Below are 19,646 nucleotides of genomic sequence, written 5' to 3'. Positions count from 1 at the left end.
AAATAGAAAGTCCTTTGAAGGGGAACACGATGAACAACGTTCTGAAATTCTCTGCTCTGGCCCTGGCCGCAGTTCTGGCTACCGGTTGCAGCAGCGCATCGAAAGAAACCGAAGCACGTCTGACTGCCACCGAAGACGCAGCAGCTCGCGCCCAAGCTCGTGCAGACGAAGCCTACCGCAAAGCTGATGAAGCTCTGGCTGCTGCTCAAAAAGCACAACAGACTGCTGACGAAGCTAACGAGCGTGCTCTGCGCATGCTGGAAAAAGCTAGCCGCAAGTAATAGTCCTTCGGGATTGTTATCGAGCCGACCCATTACTGGGTCGGCTTTTTTATTGCCCGGCGTTTTCTCCGGGCAATAAAAAACCCGCCGACATCCCTGGATGTGGGCGGGTCAGGTTGGCGCGTCGCCCTATTGCGTCAGGTCGATCGGCGCGCTCGATACCATCGGTGCCGAGGCACTCGGAACAGCGATCTCTATCGGCAGGCCGTCTTCAGCGGCCACCACGTCACGCACCACATCCCAGTTCATGCGCAAGTTGCTGGTGATATCCTCACGCTTGAGCATCGCGTTGATGACCGCGGTGTGTTTGTCCACCACCGACGGGTTGCCCTTGTCGTCCAGCGGAGTGTGGGCTTCCAGGTAAACCTTGCCGCCACTCAGGCCCAGCTTGTACGGGTCGTTGATGATCCGGACAGAAGTCCCCACCGGCACCATGCCGGCCATCTCCAGCACGTTGTTGTTGAACATCCGGAAGCAACCGTGGCTGGTACGCATGCCGATGCCGAACTTCTTGTTCGAGCCATGGATCAGGTAACCCGGGGTTCCCAGCGTGAATTTGAACGGGCCCAGCGGGTTGTCGGGGCCGGCCGGAACCACATTCGGCAAGGGATCGCCGTCGGCGGCATGTTCAGCCTTGATCGAGGCCGGCGGGGTCCACGTCGGGTTTGGCGTCTTGGCGATGATGCTGGTGTGGGCGATGGGCGAGCCCCAACCTTCGCGACCGATTCCCAGCGGGAAGGTGTAGACCACGTTCCGCCCCTTGGGGAAATAATAGAGACGGTATTCCGCGAGGTTGATCACGATGCCTTCGCGCGGGCCCGGTGGCAGGATGAAACGGGTCGGCAAGACGATTTCAGTGCCGGCACCCGGCAACCACGGGTCAACGCCCGGGTTGGCGGCGACCATCTCGGTGTAACCCAGGTCATAGGTCGTGCCCAGGTCAGCGAAGGTGTCTTCGTACTTGGCCTTGATGACCTGCACCTGGCCGATGATGTCTTCACCCGGTGGCGGCAGAGGCAGCTCCAATGCAGCAACGGGCCCCGCCATACACAGGGCGGCAAGAGACAGGCAGCGGGCGACGGCAGGCAAGCGCGGCAACATCCGGGAAATCCTTCGCAGATCGAACAGAGGGTATGAAAACGCGATTGTACACTGCGTCCCGTTATTTCGGGGAGAGCGGCGCCGAAGCGTCCGATGTGTAGCAGATTTTGAGACAGACCAGGATCCCGTGGGAGCGAGCCTGCTCGCGAATGCGATGGATCAGCTTGCATGGATGCCCGACGTGCGGCCGTCTTCGCGAGCAGGCTCGCTCCCACAAGGGACATGCTCGGAATCAGGGGATCACAACTCGAAGCGCAGCTCCGGCCAGATCGGCGAGGTACCGCGCTTCTGCGATTCCAGGATCGCCCGGCACAAGGAGCAGAGGCGATGGTCCTGGAAAATCCTCCGGTCGACAGCCGACCAGCGTGGCTGCGCCGGCAAAAGACTGCCGCAAAGGGTCCGGTCGGCCGAGCCGCCGAGCTCCAGCTGCCGGGTCACCAGATGCACCCGCACTTCCTGGCAGGCGAACAGATCCAGCTGTTCGTCAGGCTCGATCAGTTGGTAGGCAAACAGGGACCAGGCGGGACGCGGCATCGGGGGCTCCAAATCGGGGGCGCCACATTAGCCGAAAGACCGCCTGTAGAAAAGCGTCAAAGCAGCGGTTTCAGCGTCGGCCAGACATTTTCCAGCAACTTGCCCTGGGCCGCGACGGACGGGTGCAATCCGTCGCCCTGCATCATTCCCTGCACGCCGCCGACATCCTTGAGGAAAAACGGCACCAGCGGGACTTTTTTCTCCTCGGCCAAGGTGCTGTAGACCTTCGAGAAAGCCTCGGTGTAGCGTCGCCCATAGTTCGGCGGCAGCTGCATGCCCAGCAAAAGCACCTTGGCACCGCTGGCGCGGGAGCTGTCGATCATCGCTGCAAGGTTTTGTTGCAATTGTGTTGGCGGCTGTCCACGCAGGCCATCGTTGCCTCCCAACTCCAGGACCACCAGCTCCGGCTTATGGGCTGCAAGCAGCGTCGGCAGGCGCGCCAGGCCGCCTGCGCTGGTGTCGCCGCTGATCGATGCATTGACCACTTTATCGTCGAAACCCTCGGCCTTGAGCCGTTGTTCCAGCAACGACACCCAGCCTTGGCGGGTATCCAGGCCGAAAGCCGCGCTGATACTATCGCCAACGATCAGGACTGTACCCGCCGCTGCGTTCTGGACCATGCACATCAAGGCCAGGCCGGCACTCAAAAACCACACTCGCATCGGATTCTCCATGGGCTCAAGCATTCTCACCGCGAAGGACCTTAGCAAAGTGGTTCCCAGCGCGGAAGGTGAACTGACCATCCTGCACGAACTCAGCCTGGAACTGAACAAGGGCGACAGCCTGGCCATCGTCGGCGCGTCCGGTTCCGGCAAATCCACGCTCCTTGGGCTGCTGGCCGGCCTCGACCTGCCCAGCAGCGGTGAAGTAACCCTCGCCGGCCAAGCCCTCAGCGCACTGGACGAAGACCAGCGCGCCCGGGTTCGCGCCGAACACGTCGGTTTCGTTTTCCAGTCGTTCCAACTGCTCGACAGCCTCAACGCGCTGGAAAACGTCATGCTGCCGCTGGAACTGGATGGCCGCAAGGATGCCCGGGAACGCGCCACGCAACTACTGCAACGAGTCGGTCTCGGCCAACGACTGACGCATTCGCCGCGCCAGCTCTCGGGCGGCGAACAGCAACGCGTCGCGATTGCCCGCGCCTTTGCCGCCGAGCCCGACGTGCTGTTCGCCGATGAGCCGACCGGCAATCTCGACAGCCACACCGGCGAACGCATCAGCGATCTGCTGTTCGAGCTGAACAAGGAACGCGGCACCACCCTGGTGCTGGTGACCCATGACGAACGCCTGGCCCATCGCTGCCGGCGCCTGATCCGACTTGAAGCCGGCCTGATGGTCGCGCCCCTGGAGCCTTGATGGCACGCTTGCCCCTGTTGCGCCTGTTCAGCCTTGCCCTGCGCCAGTTGCTGCGCGATGCCCGCGCCGGCGAGTTGCGCGTGCTGTTCTTCGCCCTGCTGGTGGCCGTGGCGGCGAGCACCGCCATCGGTTACTTCGGCGCCCGCCTGAATGGCGCGATGATGATGCGCGCGACCGAATTTCTCGGCGCCGACCTGCTGCTCGAAGGCAGCTCCCCTGCCCGCCCGGAGCAGATCCGCAGCGGCACCGAACTGGGCCTGGAACATGCCCGGGTGGTGGAGTTTTCCAGCGTTGTCGCCACCGACAACGGTATCCAGCTGTCCAGCGTCAAGGCAGCCGATGACATCTATCCCTTGCGCGGGGAACTGAAAAGCGCCCCGGCGCCCTTCGCCCCGGAAGAAACCGGCGGACGCCCCGCCCCAGGGGAAGCCTGGGTCGAAGCACGGCTGCTGACGGCACTGGACCTGAAGATCGGCGACAGCATCGATGTCGGCAACAAGACCGTTCGCCTGAGCCGCGTGCTGACTTATGAACCCGATCGCGCCGGTAATTTCTACAGCCTGACCCCGCGCGTCATGATCAACCTCAAGGACCTGGACGCCACGGGCGTGGTTCAACCCGGCAGCCGGGTCAGCTATCGCGACCTGTGGCGCGGCCCGGCGTCGGCGCTGCAAACCTATCGCGACCTGGTCAAGCCAGGTCTTGAGCCGAACCAGCGCCTGCAGGACGCTCGCGACGGCAATCGCCAGATCGGCGGCGCCCTGGGCAAGGCCGAGCGCTACCTGAACATGGCCAGCCTGGTGGCGGTGCTGCTGTCCGGCGTTGCCGTGGCCCTCTCGGCAAACCGTTTCGCCACTCGACGCTTCGATGCCAGTGCATTGCTGCGCTGCCTTGGCCTGTCGCGCCGGGAAACCATGGTGTTGTTCAGCCTGCAATTGGCCGTGCTGGGCCTGTTGGCGAGCATCAGCGGTGCGCTGCTGGGCTGGGTGGCCCAGTTGGGATTGTTTGCCTTGCTGCATGACTTGCTGCCCACCGCCGTCCCCCCGGGTGGCCTGTTGCCGGCGATCGCCGGGATCGGCACCGGGCTGGTGGCACTGGCGGGTTTTGCCTTGCCGCCGCTCGCCGCACTGGGCCGGGTGCCGCCGTTGCGCGTGCTGCGTCGGGACATGTTGCCGATTCCCTCCAGTAGCTGGGTGGTCTACGGTGCGGCCCTGGGTGCGCTCGGGCTGATCATGTGGCGCCTGAGCCTGGACCTGGTGCTGACTTTCGCGCTGCTCGGTGGTGGGGTGATTGCCGCACTGGTGCTCGGCGGACTGCTGTTGCTGGTGCTACAGAGCCTGCGTCGGATGCTGGCCCGGGCCTCGCTGCCATGGCGGTTGGGACTCGGTCAGCTGTTGCGCCACCCCCTGGCGGCAGCCGGCCAGGCCCTGGCGTTTGGCCTGATCCTGTTGTCCATGGCCTTGATCGCGCTGCTGCGCGGCGAGTTGCTCGACACCTGGCAAAACCAGTTGCCGAAAAACGCCCCGAACTATTTCGCCCTGAACATCCTGCCCAACGACAAGCAGGCCTTCACCGACAAGCTGATGGCGTTGTCGGCGCAGTCGGCCCCGCTCTACCCCGTGGTACCGGGACGGCTGATCAGCATCAACGGCGAGCCGGCCAAGGAGTTCGTCACCAAGGATTCGGCCGGTGACCGTGCGCTGCAACGCGACTTGAGCCTGACCTGGGCGGCCGAGCTGCCGGCGGGCAACGTTGTCACGGCCGGGAACTGGTGGCCACAACAGCCACCGGACGATATCCCGGGGGTTTCGGTGGAAGGCAAGGTGGCCGAGAACCTCAAGATCAAACTGGGCGACCGCCTGGTGTTCAACGTCGGCGGCCTCAACCGGGAAGCCAAGGTCACCAGCCTGCGGGAAATCAACTGGGACAATTTCCAGCCGAACTTCTTCATGATCTTCCAGCCCGGTACGCTGAAGGACCTGCCGGCAACCTACCTCACCAGCTTCTATCTGGCTCCCGGCCATGACCAGCAGATCGTCGACCTGTCCCGCGCCTTCCCGGCCGTGACGATCCTGCAAGTCGAGGCGTTGCTCGAACAGCTGCGCAGCATCCTGGCCCAGGTGACCCTGGCGGTGGAATATGTATTGCTGTTTGTGCTGGCGGCGGGGATGGCGGTGCTGTTCTCCGGCTTGCAGGCCACCCTCGACGAAAGGATTCGCCAAGGCGCGCTGCTGCGTGCCCTGGGCGCCGAGCGGCCGCTGTTGACCAAGGCCCGGCGCATCGAGTTCGGCCTGTTGGGTGCGGTCAGCGGTCTGCTCGCGGCCCTGGGTTCGGAACTGGTCAGCCTGGTGCTCTACCGTTATGCGTTCGACTTGCCGTGGCATCCGCATCCATGGCTGTTGGTGTTGCCGCTGGTGGGCGCGTTGCTGATCGGTGCGGCGGGCGTATTTGGCACTCGCCGGGCGCTCAACGCCAGCCCGCTGACAGTGTTGCGCGAGGGTTGATAGACTTCGGGCCTCGCCATCACCAGAAGTCGCCATGAGCCGCTATCGTCCACCCCGTACCGCCGGCACCGCGCTGATCACCCCCGAAGGTGAAGCGCGGATGCGCGCTGAGCTCCATGAACTGTGGCATGTCCGCCGCCCCCAGGTGACCCAATCGGTCAGCGAAGCAGCGGCCCAGGGTGATCGCTCGGAAAATGCCGAATACACCTACGGCAAGAAAATGCTGAGGGAAATCGACAGTCGCGTGCGTTTTCTCACCAAACGCCTCGAAGCACTCAAGGTCGTCAGCGAAAAGCCCAGCGACCCGAACAAGGTGTATTTCGGCGCCTGGGTCACCGTTGAGGATGAGGACGGCAAGGAATCGCGCTACCGCATCGTCGGGCCTGACGAGCTGGACCTGAAGCAGAACCTGATCAGTATCGACTCGCCCCTGGCCCGCGCCCTGATTGGCAAGGCGCTGGACGCTGAAGTCAGGGTCCAGGCGCCTACCGGAGAAAAGCTCGTCTACATCGTCGATATCAGCTATCCGTAGCCCGACTCGCCTCAACGGCGAGTGATCAGCCCCTGCCGTGCAACACGGGTCAAGTGCCGGATCATTTCGGCAGCATCCGCCGCCGTTGGCGACTGGATCACCGCCAGGTCGAAACTGTCGTTGGCGAAACGCGCCAGCGATTCACCGTCTTCGACAAACTGGATCAGGAAGGCCGCGGGGCCGTGGCTGCGTCGCGGCCAGCCGTCGAGATAACGCAACAGCGTAGGCTGATGGGTACCGCCCAGAAGAATTTTCGGATTGCGTTGCAGCAGGTTCGCCGTGATCGGCGCCAGACGTACAAGGGGGCTGGATGCGTTCATTGTGTCGTGTCTCTGCCTCAAAAGTCTGCATGGCAGGTGAGAGGCAACACCGAACCAGCGCTTTAGCGGTATTTCGAAGCCTTGTTTCACGGCTTCTGTCGATGACTGGACGAGTCACCTGGCGCCCCGCAAGTAGCTGTTTAAATCGGCGCATGAGCGGCATCCTAGAGAAGCTGACTGGCCAGTGTCAAGAATCGACGCGCACAAAAAAGGCCCGTACTGGACGGGCCTTGTTGTCTTGAGCAAGTTATCAACGGGCGATGGCGTTATCCGCTGACAGCTTGCCTGCACCTTCGATCAACACCGCGATACTGCCGGCCAGCAAGGCCAGGGCAAACTCATAACCGTTGTTGGCCATGAACAGACCGTTGCCGATGTGCACAGAGAAAATCGCCACCAGTGACAGGAAGGCCAGACCCAAAGCCGCCGGGCGCGTCAGCAGGCCGATGATCAAGGCCAGCCCGGCGAAAAACTCGGTGCCACCGGCCAGGGTTGCCATCAGGTAGCCAGGCGTCAGGCCGATGCTCTCCATCCACTGTGCCGTGCCCGCCAACCCGTAGCCGCCAAACAGCCCGAACAGTTTCTGCGAGCCGTGGGCAGCGAAAATGACGCCGACGACAATGCGCAGGACAGTCAGGCCGTAGCCGGCGCGGGAAAACAGAACCTTATTGATGAACGTGCTCATGGTGCATTCCTTGGGAGATGTGTGTGTTGGGCGCTATATTAATCAAATAATCGCAGGTAAAAAGCGCAAAAAACCCACCAAAACAATCTATAAATTAGATTATTTGGTCGAAGCCACCTTTCGCTCCGGAGGCTCCAGCGATTCACGCTCTCGATCAAACGCCAGGTAATACTTGTTCACGCTATTAACGTAGCTGACGGCGCCCATTCCCACCTGCTCCATGGCTATTCGCTCGACCTGGAAAAACCACTGGTCAGGGTTCAAGCCTCGCCGCCGAGCCTCGGCACGCATGCCCTGGACTCGCTCCGGTCCCATGTTGTACGCAGCCAGGACAAACGCCATGCGTTCGCGCTCGTTGAGCTTGGGGCTGGAGAAGAATTTGCGGCGGATCATGGCCAGGTATTTGGCGCCGGCCTGCACATTGGCATCCAGGTCCTGGATGTTGTTGACCCCGACCCGCTGGGCCGCGGACGGCGTGATCTGCATCAGGCCGGTGGGGCCGCTGCCGCTGCGCGCGTTGGGTTGCAAGGCTGACTCCTTGAACGCCAGGGCCGCCAGGTTGAGCCAGTCCATGCCCTGGGCCTGGGCATGTTTTTGCAGCACCGGCCGAAGTTTTTCCAGGCGTTGGCGATTGGCCCGGGCCAGCGGGTAGTGAACCTGGTACAAGCGTCGGTAGATACGCAGGAATGCGGCGTCCTGGTTGTCGGGGACTTTATAGGTGGTGAGGAATCGATCAATGCTCGCCCGCAGCATGGCGGCGTCGCGGCGGACGAACCAATACTCGTCACTGGGCTCGCCGATGAGCACCTGGCGGTCGAAGCGCAACTTGGGCAGGATCTTGCCCCAGCGTTCGGCGATGGGTTGTTCGACGATGGTGAGGTGGAAGATCCCGCCCTGGACCATCTCCAACACGTCTTCCACCGCCAGGGTGGGATCGACCCATTCGATTTTCACCGGCGGCAACTTGAGCAACGCCAGCTTCTGGTTGATCTGGCTGACCGCATCCCCCGCCGCGCTGCCGTTGGGCAGCGCCAGGGTCTTGCCAGACAATTGCTCCACGCGCGAATAACGTTTTTCGCCCTTGATCCCCACCAGCAGCAACGGCACATCCGTGCGTATCGGCTCACTGGCGCTCACCGCATGGCCGGCTTGCGGCTCAAGCAATTCGCCGGGCGCCACCAGATCCCCTTCCCCGCGCTGCAGTGCGCCGAGCAATTGATCCTTGGCCTTGGGAATGATTTTGAGGGTGATTTCCTGGCCATCCCGGGCATGACCATTGAGGTACTGTTCGAAGGCCCGCAAGCGATGGTATTCGACGCCGATGGGCTGGCCCTGGACTTCACCGGAGCTGTTGCGGCTCTGGTTGACCAACACCTTCAGTACCCGGCTGCTGCGGATCTGCGCCAGGTCACGCACGGTGCCCGGCGCCACCACTTGCAACGGTCCGGGCAGGCGTGCTTCGGCCGCCATTGGCAACAGCAGCGAACAACACAGCAGTAGCAATACCTGGGGACGAACCATCCACACTCCGAAAGGATGTTGCCGAGCCAACCCGGTGGCAAACCGTGGTTGATTCGGCAAAACAGAGCACCGTGGGGCGCTGAAAAGTGCGAAAGACTGGCACAGCGATGGCATTGATACCACCCCGACCTGTCTCGTGGCCTCAACAGACAGCCGCAACTCATTGTAGTTCTTGGCTTTTCTTATAAATCTACAGCTCTGGTATGCTTTCCGGCCTTTGGGCCGAGGTAGCACCATGCAACTCATCGATATCGGCGTCAACCTGACCAACCCCAGTTTCGCCGAAAAACACCAGGCGGTGCTTGAACGCGCCTATGCCGCCGGGGTCTGCCAGTTGGTGCTGACCGGCACCAGCATCGAGGGCAGCGAACAGGCCTTGGAACTGTGCCAGCAGCTCGACGAAGACGGGACGCGACTGTTTTCCACCGCCGGCATCCACCCCCACAGCGCCAGCGACTGGACAGCTGACAGCGCCAGGCATTTGCACGAGCTGCTCAAGCAGGACCGTGTGCGCGCGGTGGGTGAATGCGGGTTGGATTTTAATCGTGATTTCTCGCCCCGCCCGCAGCAGGAGAAAGTCCTCGAAGAACACCTCGCGCTCGCCGCGGAGTTGCAAATGCCGGTGTTTCTCCATGAACGCGACGCCGACCAGCGACTGCTGGAGATTCTTCGGGATTTTCGCGACCGCTTGCCCGCCGCTGTGGTGCATTGTTTTACCGGTGAGAAAAAAGCGCTGTTCAGTTACCTCGACCTGGACTTGCACATCGGCATTACCGGGTGGATCTGCGATGAGCGCCGAGGCACACATCTGCACCCATTGGTGCGGGAAATTCCCCGCGGCCGGCTCATGCTCGAAAGCGACGCCCCGTATCTGCTGCCCCGCACCCTGCGCCCAAAGCCCAAGAACGGTCGTAATGAGCCGGCCTATCTGACAGACGTATTGCGTGAAGTCGCCTTGCACCGGGGCGAAAGCGAGGAAGACCTGGCGGCCCATAGCACGGCGTGTGCGCGGGCGTTTTTCGGCTTGCCGGTGATTTCCTGACCGGAATGGGGCCCTGTGGGAGCGAGCCTGCTCGCGAAAGCGGTCTGTCAGTCAGATTATCTGCAGTAGATCGATCGCCTTCGCGAGCAGGCTCGCTCCCACAAGGGATACCTGGTATCCGTTGACCCACATCAAAACCCAGTCTTCCGAATAGCAGCAGAATACTGGCACCTTGCCAAAACTGTTTCCGCTATCAGAGAAGACCTTCCATGGGTGCCTGGCTTAGCAATATCTCGCTGAAGTACAAATTCTGGGCGGTCAATGCGGTCGCCTTTGTCACCACCTTGCTGTTGGTGCTTTATGCCATGCACCTTGAACAACAGGTCCGAGGGGTCAGCCTGGGCCAGGTGTTCGGCGAACGCTTCAGTCAGTATGCCGTGGCAGTATTCGTGCTGATGCTGGCGATGTTGGGAGCATCGCAGCTCTTGATCCGCTTTCTCCTCAGTCAGCTCAACACGTTGAAAGACGTGATGCTGCATGTCGAAAAAAGCGGCGACCTGTCCGCCCGCGTGCCCTTGGCCTGCAAGGACGAAGTGGGCCAGATGGCCGCTGCATTCAATGCCTTGCAAGCTGGCTACCAGCGGGTGGTCGACACCGTTGCCAGCACTGCTCGACAGCTGGATAGCGGTGCGACGCGCCTGGCTTCGAGCATGAACGATGTGCGCCAGGGCATGCTCGGCCAGCAGAGCGAAACGGATCAGGCTGCCACGGCCATCAATGAGATGACCGCCACGGTCTATCACATCGCCCAACACGCCGGCGCCACCCGCGACCTGTCGAAAACCACGGATATCCTGGCGGGTAACGGACGGGAAGTGGTCAGTCGCGTGCAGCAATCGATCACCGGGCTGTCCACTGGCGTGCAGCAGACCGCCGAGATGATCCAGCGCCTGGCGCAGGACAGCCAGAAGATCAACGGTGTGGTCAACGTGATCCACAGCATCGCCGAGCAGACCAACCTGCTGGCACTCAACGCCGCCATCGAAGCGGCGCGAGCCGGCGAAATGGGCCGCGGCTTTGCGGTCGTGGCTGATGAAGTCCGCAACCTCGCCAAGCGGGTCCAGACCTCGACCGACGAGATTACCGCCATGGTGTCGGCCTTGCAGGCAGGCACCCGCGATGCGGTGGAGTTCATGCAGGAAAGCTCGCACAAGGCTGACGACTGCGTGCAACAGGCTTGCGAGGCCGGCGACGCGTTGCTGCAGATCACCGAGGCGGTGGCGCAGATGCGCGAGAGCAACACGCAGATCGCGGTCGCCGCCGAACAGCAAAGCCAGGTGGCCGAAGACATGAATCGGGCGGTGGTGAGCATCCGCGACGTGACCGAAAATACCGTGCGCCAGACCGTGGATTCGGCCGCCACCAGCGATGAGCTGGCGACGCTGGCGGGTGAGTTGAACAAAGCGATTGGGCAGTTGAAGCTGTAATTCCGGATCTGCTGCATCGCCCGTGTGGCGAGGGAGCTTGCTCCCGCTGGGCTGCGCAGCGGCCCCAGGATTTTACGGTCGCTGCGCAACCGAGCGGGAGCAAGCTCCCTCGCCACGAGAGCGGATTCTGCTCATGAAGAAAGTCTTTGTCATCAGGACACGGAGATTCACAACAGCCTTATGCCTATGACGCCTATCGTTGCGATAGCCAACCGTGATTCGCCGCCCTGCCTGGCCCGGCCTATTCTTGGGTTATTCGGATTTCACGGACTCAAGGACAAAGCATCATGGGCAAACGTCACCCCAACCTTCCGGCCTGGCAATGGCGCGCCTATCCCGAGAATCACCGCCACCCGACCAACCTGGTGTTGCACCTGATCGCGGTGCCGCTGTTCATTGTCGCGTTTCTGTTGATCGTGTCGGGCGTCTTCAGCCTGAGCCTGGGCGATGTCGCCATCGGCGTGATCGGTGTACTCGCCGCACTCGGATTGCAGCGCCATGGCCACGGTCTTGAGGCGCAGGCCTCAGAGCCTTTCAGCGATCGCAAGGACGCCATGTCGCGCCTGCTGGTGGAACAATTCCTGACCTTTCCACGCTTTTTCCTCAGCGGCGGATGGTGGCGGGCCTGGCGGGATCGCCACCGTCACTGAATCGCCGTAACACCTCAGCCGAAGATCGTCACCGTCTGCCGGCTCATGGCGATCAAGCGCCCATCGGCGCTCCAGAACTTCGCCGCGACATGGCCATACCCATCCTGGGCGTGCTCGATCTCGGCCAGGTACTGGCACCAATCCAATGTCGTGAGCTCAAGCAATGGCTGGACGAACTCGATGGTCCAGGTCAGCGTGCTGCCCGGCGCCATTTGCGTAAGATGGGGCAACAACGCTGGCGGCCAGGCGTCCACCAAAGCCAGGATATGGCCTTCGTTCAGCGACTCCTCTTTCACATCACCACGCAAGCGCACCCAGCCGCCCATGCTTCGGGATTTGTTACCGGAAAACGGCAGGCCGCCGACGCTCCAGCGCATCGCCAGGTGCCGCATGAATTCCGGTGTCCCGCCTTTGATGTAGGGCAGTTCCTGACATTGCTCGACGTCCTTGAACGGTGGCGCGGGATCAGCCTGTACCGCCACCACCGAGGTTCGCGATGCGCCAAAGCTGCCTTGCACCACGGTCACTACCTGGCCTCTCTGCACAGCGCGCCCCAGCACCTGGCTGACGGCCTTGCCCTCTCGCAATATATCGACCTCGAAACTGACCGGGACATCCGGCTCGACCGGGCCGACAAAGGTGATCGCCAGCGACCGCACCGGGCGATCGGCCGGAACCCGGGCACGCATCGCCTCGTATTGCAGCGCCGCTACCAAGCCACCAAAACTGGCCCGGCCCTGACCCCATTCAGGTGGAATGGTGACGGCGCCTGGCTGATGACGCACGGCATCGATCAAATCGGAAAAGCGCATGGCAACCTCGAAGAGATGGGAAAACGATGACGGATATTAACTATCCCGAGCGGGCAGTACAGCGCTCATTCCGGCCAAAGAGGCTGACAGAAAAGCCGTCGGTTCTGAATACGCCTTGATTCCCTGTGGGAGCGAGCTTGCTCGCGATGACGGTGGGTCAGTTTGCATAAGGATTGACTGATACACCGCCATCGCGAGCAAGCTCGCTCCCACAGGGGTTCGGGTAGATTCAGGATTTCTCGAAGCAACTGACGATGAGTTTTTCAAGTACCCGGTCGGACTTGGCCTCGGCCTTTTCCATGGTGATCCGCCAGACCGGTACGCAGGCCCGCAAGTCGGCTTCCTGCTCGGCACGCGCCAGCCATTGCCAGCAATCATGCCAATCGCCCAACGCGCCTTGGGCGGCCTTGAGTCGGGGCATGGCCGCTTCCGGCAAGCGGTCGAGTTCGGGATAGGCTTCGATGGCATAACGCACGCGCTTGATCAGCAGGCGCAGTCGGTGGCGGTCATGAGCCGGATCGCGCAAGGCTTCGCCGAGCTTTTTCCACTGTTTGTCGAGGCGCTTTTCGACACGTTTGCGCAACCCCGCAAGCAGACCCTGGCGCTGGGCAGCGCGGATGAAGCGTGGGAAGGCATCGAGGATCATCAGCAAATGCGCCAGCTCCGGGCTGCTGGCCACGGCGGGATAGGCCTCGGCCATTTGCAGCTGGCGTCGCTGCGCGGCCTCGGTCTTGCCGTGCTGCTGAAGATAAGCCGCCAGCACCTCACGGTCGCGCAAGGGGGTGGTCAGGCTGCCGACTGCCGATGCGGCTGTCTCCAACTGCTCGACGCCGGGCAACCCGCGCAGCGGACGAAGCAGGCTGCGCAGACGGCGAACGGTGGTCCGCAGGTCGTGCAAAGCTTCGCTGTCGGTATGAGCATTCAAGCGGGCCTGGCAGGCCAGCAGGCGAACTTCCAGGCCCAGAATCCGGGCCACCAGCCGATCAATCATCGGGCGTACTCCGTACGCAGCTTCGAGTTTCGAGCTACAAGCCGCAAGAAAAAGCAGTTTCGCTTCTGCTTACAGCTTGCAGCTCGCCGCTGTGTTTATCGTCCCGCGCGGGATTCGCGAATGTAGAAACGCGCCTTCTCGGCTTTCTTGGTGCAGCCCTCAAAGGCTTCGAATTGCTGCTGGGTCTTGGCCCCGGTCAGCAATGAAAGAGCCTTGGAGTAGCTGACAGTGCCGGCGAAGCCTTCGGCCTTGGCCAGGTCAAGTTCGCGCCACGCGCTGTCTAGCTGGCTGCCGCAGCTGTCGCGGTAAGCAGTCTTGCCGGCGCAACCGGCCAGTGCCAGAACCATCAGGGATGCCACCAGGGGCAGGCAGATCCGGGCTTTCATCGATAACACCTCAAGTCAGGTCAACAGTCGTGCTGGTAAGACGGTTTCGCCGGCAAAAAGTGCCTCGGCGCGGCCGCTATATTCAAGTGGGCACGAGCATACGCAAATGCCGCTGCGGCGTGTCAAAAAACGACGCCTGCGCCACAGCGATTGAGCCGGCCCGTCGATGGGTGCATTGTTGACGTCTGTTTGACAAGAGGCCTGCTCATGACAAAACGTGTCGCATTGGTATTGGGCTCGGGCGGCGCCCGGGGCTATGCCCATATCGGGGTGATCGAGGAAATCGAACGACGCGGCTACGACATCGCCTGTATCGCCGGTTGTTCCATGGGTGCGGTCGTAGGCGGGATCTACGCGGCGGGCAAACTCGAAGACTACCGCAACTGGATCGAAAGCCTCGACTACCTGGATGTGCTCCGGCTGGTGGATGTCAGCTTTCGCCTCGGGGCCATTCGCGGCGAAAAAGTCTTCGGGCAGATTCGCAAGATCGTCGGCGAGCTCAATATCGAAGACCTGCGCATTCCCTACACGGCGGTGGCCACCGACCTGACCAACCAGCAGGAAATCTGGTTCCAGGAAGGCTGCCTGCACCAGGCGATGCGCGCCTCGGCGGCGATTCCCAGCCTGTTCACCCCGGTGATGCAAGGCAACCGCATGCTGGTGGATGGCGGCTTGCTCAATCCGCTGCCGATCGTGCCGGTGGTGTCGAGCCATTGCGACCTGATCATCGCGGTCAACCTCAACGCCACCAACCAGAAGCAATACCGGCTGCCCGTGATCCAGCGCCCCGCCGCGTTCCGGCGACGCTTCGACACTCTGGTCAGTTCCCTCGGTTCAAGGCTGCCGTTTCGCCGCAAACAAGCCGAACAACTGTTGCTGCTGGAACAGGAAGCCCTCAAGGCCGAGGCGGCCGACATCAACCCGTGGCTTGATTCGGCCGAACCGGAAGGCCAGCAACCGGCCGCCGCGCCGGAAATCGAAGGCGCGCCGAAATCCGCCACCGGCTCTTTCATCATCGATAACGTCGGGCCGGCCTCGTTGCTCGACCTGATCAACCAGAGCTTCGAGGTGATGCAGACGTCGCTGGCCCAATACAAGATCGCCGGCTACCCGCCGGATGTACTGATCAACGTGCCAAAACGGGTGTGCCGGTTCTTCGAGTTCTACAAGGCACCGGAGCTGATCGCGCTGGGACGCGAGATTGCCAGCGATACGTTGGATCGGTATGAGAGTGAGCAGAGCTAATGATCGCAAGATTCCCGGTGGCGAGGGAGCTTGCTCCCGCTGGGCTGCGAAGCGGCCCTAAAACCTGAACACTCGGTGTGTCAGGAAAAATCATGTCTGAAGTTTTTGGAGCTGCTTCGCAGCCCAGCGGGAGCAAGCTCCCTCGCCACAACAGCACTTGGCTTGAAACTCAAGCACCACCCTCCTCCAACAAGCGATACCCCACCCCCGCCTCGGTCACGATGAACCGCGGCCGGGTCGGGTCGTCGGCGAGTTTCTGCCGCAGGTGACCGATGACGATGCGCAAGTAATGGCTGTCTTCGACGTGGGTCGGGCCCCAGATATCCTTGAGCAGTTGCTGCTGGGTGATGACCCGCCCCGGATGTCGCGCCAGTTGCGCCAGCACCGCGTATTCCTTGCGGGTCAGGGCCACTTCGGCGCCGTCCAGCAGGACCCGGCGATAAGCCAGGTCGACCGTCAGCGGGCCGAACGTCAATGCCGCCGACGGTGCCTCGCCCGCTGGCGCCTGGCGCAGGAGCGCGCGCACGCGGGCGAGGAACTCCTGGATGCCGAAAGGCTTGGTCACGTAGTCATTCGCACCGTTGTCCAGCGCCTCGACCTTCTGTGCTTCGCTGGCGCGTACTGACAAAACCAGCACCGGCACGGCAGACCATTGGCGAAACTCGCGCAGTACCTGCTGGCCGTCCATGTCCGGCAGGCCAAGGTCGAGCACCAGCAGATCAGGCTTGTTCAACGCCGCCTGGGCCAGGCCCGCTGCGCCGGTCTCGGCTTCGAGCACCTTGTAGCCTTGCGAGGTCAGGCTGATCCGCAGGAACTTGCGGATCTGCGGTTCGTCATCGATGACCAAAAGGGTCGCGTTCTGGCTCATGGGGTCCGTTCATTTCCATCAAGTGGCGAGAGCATAACGCAGCGCCAGTCAGGCTTCATCGTCCATGCCCGGTTGTGTCTGCAAGGGCAGGTGCAAGGTGATGCAGGTGCCGCGCCCATCGAGCCCCTCGTCGACGCTGATCCGCCCGCCATGGGCGCCGACCATGCCCTGACAGATCGCCAGCCCCAGCCCGGTGCCCTGCCCGCCACGGTCGCCGCGCGCAGCGGTGTAGAACATGTCGAAGATTTTCTCACGCTCCGGCTCGGGAATTCCGGGCCCTTCATCGGCCACGGCGAAGCGTATTTCATCAGTCGTCGCTCCGGCGCTCAACAGCAACCGACCATGGGCGGGCGAAAAGCGCGCGGCGTTTTCCAGCACGTTGACCAGCGCCTGCTCGATCAGCGCCGCATGGACATACAACAGCGGCAAGCCGGTCGGCACTTCGATGCTCACCGCCAGCGGCGCCAGTACCGCCCGCAACCGGTTCAACGAACTGGCAACGATGTCGGCCGGCGATACCCAATCACGCGCCAGCTTCAGCGCACCGTGGCCGAGGCGGGTCATGTCGAGCAGGTTCTGGATATAACGATCCAGGCGCTCGGCTTCGTCGCGAGTGCCTTCGAGCAATTCGCGACGGTCCTGCAGCGGGATCGCCTCGCCCAGCGCCAGCAGGCTATCGATGCTGCCGCGCATGGAAGTCAGGGGCGTGCGCAAATCATGGGAGACGGAGGCCAGCAAGGCGCTGCGCAATTGCTCGGTTTCGCCGTGCAGGCGCGCCGCTTCCAGGTCCTGCGCCAATTGCGCCCGAGCCAGCGCCTGGGCCAGCGGCTGGCTGAGCGCCGCCAGCAAGCGCCGACGCTGACCGCTCAACGGCTTGCCGTCTTTCAGGCAGACTCCCAACAGGCCCAGCGGGCCACCCTCGGACGACAAGGGCCACCACCACCAGCGCCCGGACGGCAGCGTCGCGGTGCCGGCGCCGGCCGGCTGATCGTGCTGCCAGGACCAGTCGGCGGCAGCGCGCTCGGCCTCGGTGAAGGTCAACGGTTCAGCCGTCTCGACGTGCCAGCCGTGCTGTGCGTCGCGCTTGAGCAAGCACAGTTGCAAATCGCCCTCGCTGTTGAGGTGTTGCACGGCGGCGCTGATCACGGCCTGGCGATCGGTCGCGGCCGTCAGCTTGCGCGACAGATCGAGCAGCTCGGCGGTTTCCTGCTGGGTGTCGCGCAGCGCCTGCAATTGCCGACGCTGGCGCGCCGCGAGGTTGCCGGTCAGGGCGGCCATCAAGAGGAAAAACACCAGCGTCAGTACGTCTTCTTCGCGCTGGATCGTCAGGGAGAAATTCGGCGGGATGAACAGAAAGTCATACGCCAGGAACGACAGCGCCGCACAGGCCAGCGCCGGGCCGAGGCTGCTGCGCACCGCCACCAGCAACACCGCCATCAGAAATACCAGGGAGATATTGGGCAACGCAAGCAACCCGGAAACTCCCCAGGCCAGGGCACTGGCGGCCAGTGTAGCCACCACCGCCAGCGCATAGTCGAACCCGGTCTGGACGGCGCCCGGACGCAGGCGCGGCGGCGGTGCTTCATCACCGTCCAGCACGTTGATCTCCAACCCACGGGCATCGCGCAGCAATCGCGAAGCCAGGCCGCCGCCGAACAGGCGCCTGCGCAAACGCTGGCGGGACTGCCCGACCAACACCAACGTGGCCCGCCGTTGCATCGCGTGCTGGATCAGCGTCCTGGCGACCTCTCCCGCCCGCAGCAGCACGACCTCGCCGCCGAGGCGTTCCGCCAGTTGCTGGGCGCTCTGCAGACGCTGGCGCGAGGACTCGTCCCGTGCCGTGCCGTTGTCTACATGCACCACGCTCCAGGGCAGATGCCGGCGCTGGGCGACCCGGCTGGCGTGGCGTACCAGCCGTTCGGCCTGGTGATCCGCGTCCACGCCCACCAGCAACCGGCCCTGGACCGCCGGGGCCGACTGGCCCAGTTGTCGATAACCCTGGGCCAGGTCGTTGTCCACTTGCGCGGCAGCGGTCTGCATGGCCAGCTCACGCAGGGCGGTGAGATTGGTCTGGGTGAAAAACGCATCGATCGCCGCGCGGGCCTGTTCCGGCACATAGACCTTGCCGTCGCGCAGACGCTCCAGCAATTCGCGCGGTGGCAGGTCGATCAGCAACAGCTCATCGGCTTCCTGCAAGACCCAGTCCGGCAAAGTCTCGCGCACCTGCACACCGGTGATGCCACGAACCTGATCGTTGAGGCTTTCCAGATGCTGGACGTTGACCGTGGTGAAGACGTCGATGCCGGCGGCGAGCAGTTCCTGGATGTCTTGCCAACGCTTGGCATGGCGGCTGCCGGGAGCGTTGCTGTGGGCCAGCTCGTCCACCAGCGCCAGGCTCGGGCGAGCGGCAAGCAGGCCGTCGAGATCCATCTCCTCGAGCATCACGCCGCGGTATTCCGAACGCACCATCGGCTGTTGCGCCAGGCCATTCAACAAGGCTTCAGTCTCGGCGCGCCCGTGGGTCTCGACGACCCCGGCGATGACGTTGGTTCCTTCGCGCAACCGGGTATGGGCCGCTTGCAACATGGCGTAGGTCTTGCCCACGCCTGGGGCGGCGCCGAGGAAAACCTTGAGGCGGCCACGGTCGTTGCGTGGCAGGTTGGCTAACAGTGCATCGGCGCGGCCGGAGTCGCTCATGCTGGGTCTCTTGTTTCAGAAATGGGATGGAGCCTTTGTGGGAGCGAGCTTGCTCGCGATGGCGGTAACTCAGCCGACATTTCCGTCGGCGGATAAACCGCTATCGCGAGCAAGCTCGCTCCCACAGGTATTACAGGTATTACAGGTTTTCCAGGGCCAGGTTCAGCGCCAGCACGTTCACCACCGGCGGGCCCACCAAAGGCCGCTCGATATGGCTGTCGAGCAACTGCTGCAACGTCGACACCGGCAAGTTGCGCGCCGCGGCGACACGCGCCAGTTGATAGGCAATCGCGGCCGGAGGCAAGTGCGGATCCAGGCCGCTGGCGGAAGTGCTCAGCAGCGCCAGGGGCACCGGCCCCTGGCCGGGCACTTGCAGCTTGCCGGCATCATCGATGACCCGGGCGGCCAGCGCCGGGTTGCTCGGGGAAAAGTTGCTCGCGCCGCTGGCGACCGTGGCGAAGGCGCCGGCCGAAGGGCGCGGATGAAACCAGGCATCGCCGCTGAAGTCCTGGGCGATCAACCGGGAACCGCGGACCTTGCCGTCGGCATCGCGGATCAGACTGCCGTTGGCCTGCGCCGGAAAAGCGATTTGTGCCACGCCGGTGACGAACAGCGGGTAAGCGATGCCAGTGATCAAGGTCATCAGGAGCAAGAGGCTCAGGGCCGGGCGAATCATGGTGAACATTTCAAATCC

General features: G+C 62.9%; 20 protein-coding genes. 8 read left to right on the top strand and 12 right to left on the bottom strand.

Translation table 11 applies throughout. The features are described 5' to 3' along the window. Positions 1-29 precede the first annotated feature (29 nt). Positions 30-281 (top strand): outer membrane lipoprotei OprI, encoded by a 252-nt coding sequence (oprI, locus tag PSH78_RS08540; RefSeq protein ID WP_011335311.1) that lies wholly within the window; start codon positions 30-32, stop codon positions 279-281. Between the two features lie 129 nt (positions 282-410). Here the strand turns inward: oprI and PSH78_RS08535 are convergent, their stop codons facing one another. The 3 genes from PSH78_RS08535 to PSH78_RS08525 all read right to left on the bottom strand — a co-directional run bounded on the left by PSH78_RS08535 (position 411) and on the right by PSH78_RS08525 (position 2,578). Then, positions 411-1,382, bottom strand: coding sequence for a L,D-transpeptidase family protein (locus PSH78_RS08535; protein WP_305499745.1), 972 nt, complete (start codon positions 1,380-1,382; stop codon positions 411-413). A 240-nt stretch (positions 1,383-1,622) separates the two neighbouring features. After that, on the bottom strand, positions 1,623-1,916 hold the full coding sequence (locus PSH78_RS08530; protein ID WP_024776677.1) for a hypothetical protein: 294 nt from the start codon (positions 1,914-1,916) through the stop codon (positions 1,623-1,625). 56 nt (positions 1,917-1,972) lie between these two features. Continuing rightward, the gene (locus PSH78_RS08525; protein WP_305499743.1) at positions 1,973-2,578 is read right to left on the bottom strand and encodes an arylesterase; all 606 of its coding nucleotides are present in this window, start codon (positions 2,576-2,578) and stop codon (positions 1,973-1,975) included. 10 nt (positions 2,579-2,588) lie between these two features. Between PSH78_RS08525 and PSH78_RS08520 the strand changes: the two genes are divergently transcribed. The 3 genes from PSH78_RS08520 to greB are packed head-to-tail and all read left to right on the top strand — an operon-like array spanning position 2,589 to position 6,308. Next, entirely contained in the window at positions 2,589-3,272 is a 684-nt protein-coding gene (locus tag PSH78_RS08520) for an ABC transporter ATP-binding protein (protein ID WP_305499741.1), read from the top strand. Next, positions 3,272-5,776: an ABC transporter permease gene (locus PSH78_RS08515; RefSeq protein ID WP_305499740.1), complete on the top strand. Its 2,505-nt coding sequence runs from the start codon at positions 3,272-3,274 to the stop codon at positions 5,774-5,776. The genes PSH78_RS08520 and PSH78_RS08515 overlap by 1 nt, the downstream gene beginning before the upstream one ends. Positions 5,777-5,810: 34 nt before the next feature. After that, positions 5,811-6,308, top strand: coding sequence for a transcription elongation factor GreB (gene greB / locus PSH78_RS08510; RefSeq protein WP_305499739.1), 498 nt, complete (start codon positions 5,811-5,813; stop codon positions 6,306-6,308). 11 nt (positions 6,309-6,319) lie between these two features. Here greB and PSH78_RS08505 read toward each other — a convergent pair whose 3' ends face one another. The 3 genes from PSH78_RS08505 to PSH78_RS08495 all read right to left on the bottom strand — a co-directional run bounded on the left by PSH78_RS08505 (position 6,320) and on the right by PSH78_RS08495 (position 8,834). Further along, positions 6,320-6,628 carry a class I SAM-dependent methyltransferase gene (locus PSH78_RS08505; RefSeq protein ID WP_305499738.1) on the bottom strand — a complete coding sequence of 103 codons (309 nt, stop codon included), beginning with the start codon at positions 6,626-6,628 and terminating at the stop codon, positions 6,320-6,322. A gap of 250 nt (positions 6,629-6,878) precedes the next feature. Continuing rightward, on the bottom strand, positions 6,879-7,313 hold the full coding sequence (locus PSH78_RS08500; protein ID WP_305499737.1) for a DoxX family protein: 435 nt from the start codon (positions 7,311-7,313) through the stop codon (positions 6,879-6,881). 99 nt (positions 7,314-7,412) lie between these two features. Next, positions 7,413-8,834 carry a transglycosylase SLT domain-containing protein gene (locus tag PSH78_RS08495; protein ID WP_305499736.1) on the bottom strand — a complete coding sequence of 474 codons (1,422 nt, stop codon included), beginning with the start codon at positions 8,832-8,834 and terminating at the stop codon, positions 7,413-7,415. A 235-nt stretch (positions 8,835-9,069) separates the two neighbouring features. On the opposite strand from PSH78_RS08495, the gene PSH78_RS08490 reads away from it, so the two are divergent. From PSH78_RS08490 to PSH78_RS08480, 3 genes are all read left to right on the top strand, one after another. Next, a complete protein-coding gene (locus tag PSH78_RS08490; protein WP_305499735.1) occupies positions 9,070-9,876 on the top strand; it encodes a TatD family hydrolase in 807 nt (268 codons plus the stop codon). A 209-nt stretch (positions 9,877-10,085) separates the two neighbouring features. Next, positions 10,086-11,303 carry a methyl-accepting chemotaxis protein gene (locus PSH78_RS08485; protein ID WP_305499733.1) on the top strand — a complete coding sequence of 406 codons (1,218 nt, stop codon included), beginning with the start codon at positions 10,086-10,088 and terminating at the stop codon, positions 11,301-11,303. 287 nt (positions 11,304-11,590) lie between these two features. Beyond that, positions 11,591-11,953 carry an Mpo1-like protein gene (locus tag PSH78_RS08480; RefSeq protein WP_305499732.1) on the top strand — a complete coding sequence of 121 codons (363 nt, stop codon included), beginning with the start codon at positions 11,591-11,593 and terminating at the stop codon, positions 11,951-11,953. Between the two features lie 14 nt (positions 11,954-11,967). Here the strand turns inward: PSH78_RS08480 and PSH78_RS08475 are convergent, their stop codons facing one another. From PSH78_RS08475 to PSH78_RS08465, 3 genes are all read right to left on the bottom strand, one after another. Further along, a complete protein-coding gene (locus tag PSH78_RS08475) occupies positions 11,968-12,765 on the bottom strand; it encodes an acyl-CoA thioesterase II (protein ID WP_305499731.1) in 798 nt (265 codons plus the stop codon). Between the two features lie 229 nt (positions 12,766-12,994). Beyond that, entirely contained in the window at positions 12,995-13,756 is a 762-nt protein-coding gene (locus tag PSH78_RS08470; RefSeq protein ID WP_305499729.1) for a CHAD domain-containing protein, read from the bottom strand. A 95-nt stretch (positions 13,757-13,851) separates the two neighbouring features. Further along, positions 13,852-14,142, bottom strand: a complete 291-nt coding sequence (locus PSH78_RS08465; RefSeq protein ID WP_039588883.1) for a hypothetical protein — start codon at positions 14,140-14,142, stop codon at positions 13,852-13,854. A gap of 207 nt (positions 14,143-14,349) precedes the next feature. Here PSH78_RS08465 and PSH78_RS08460 point away from each other — a divergent pair, with 207 nt between their 5' ends. After that, positions 14,350-15,387 carry a patatin-like phospholipase family protein gene (locus PSH78_RS08460; protein WP_305499728.1) on the top strand — a complete coding sequence of 346 codons (1,038 nt, stop codon included), beginning with the start codon at positions 14,350-14,352 and terminating at the stop codon, positions 15,385-15,387. 169 nt (positions 15,388-15,556) lie between these two features. Here the strand turns inward: PSH78_RS08460 and PSH78_RS08455 are convergent, their stop codons facing one another. The 3 genes from PSH78_RS08455 to kdpC all read right to left on the bottom strand — a co-directional run bounded on the left by PSH78_RS08455 (position 15,557) and on the right by kdpC (position 19,637). Next, positions 15,557-16,255, bottom strand: coding sequence for a response regulator (locus tag PSH78_RS08455; RefSeq protein ID WP_305499726.1), 699 nt, complete (start codon positions 16,253-16,255; stop codon positions 15,557-15,559). 48 nt (positions 16,256-16,303) lie between these two features. Then, entirely contained in the window at positions 16,304-18,952 is a 2,649-nt protein-coding gene (locus PSH78_RS08450; protein ID WP_305499725.1) for a sensor histidine kinase KdpD, read from the bottom strand. 139 nt (positions 18,953-19,091) lie between these two features. Beyond that, a complete protein-coding gene (gene kdpC / locus PSH78_RS08445) occupies positions 19,092-19,637 on the bottom strand; it encodes a potassium-transporting ATPase subunit KdpC (RefSeq protein WP_305499723.1) in 546 nt (181 codons plus the stop codon). Between the last annotated feature and the right edge of the window lie 9 nt (positions 19,638-19,646).

Origin of the sequence: Pseudomonas sp. FP198 (genome assembly GCF_030687895.1) — a bacterium.
Taxonomy (GTDB): domain Bacteria; phylum Pseudomonadota; class Gammaproteobacteria; order Pseudomonadales; family Pseudomonadaceae; genus Aquipseudomonas.
The sequence above is the reverse complement of the archived record's forward strand: the minus strand, read 5'-3'. Positions and strand labels throughout refer to the sequence as shown.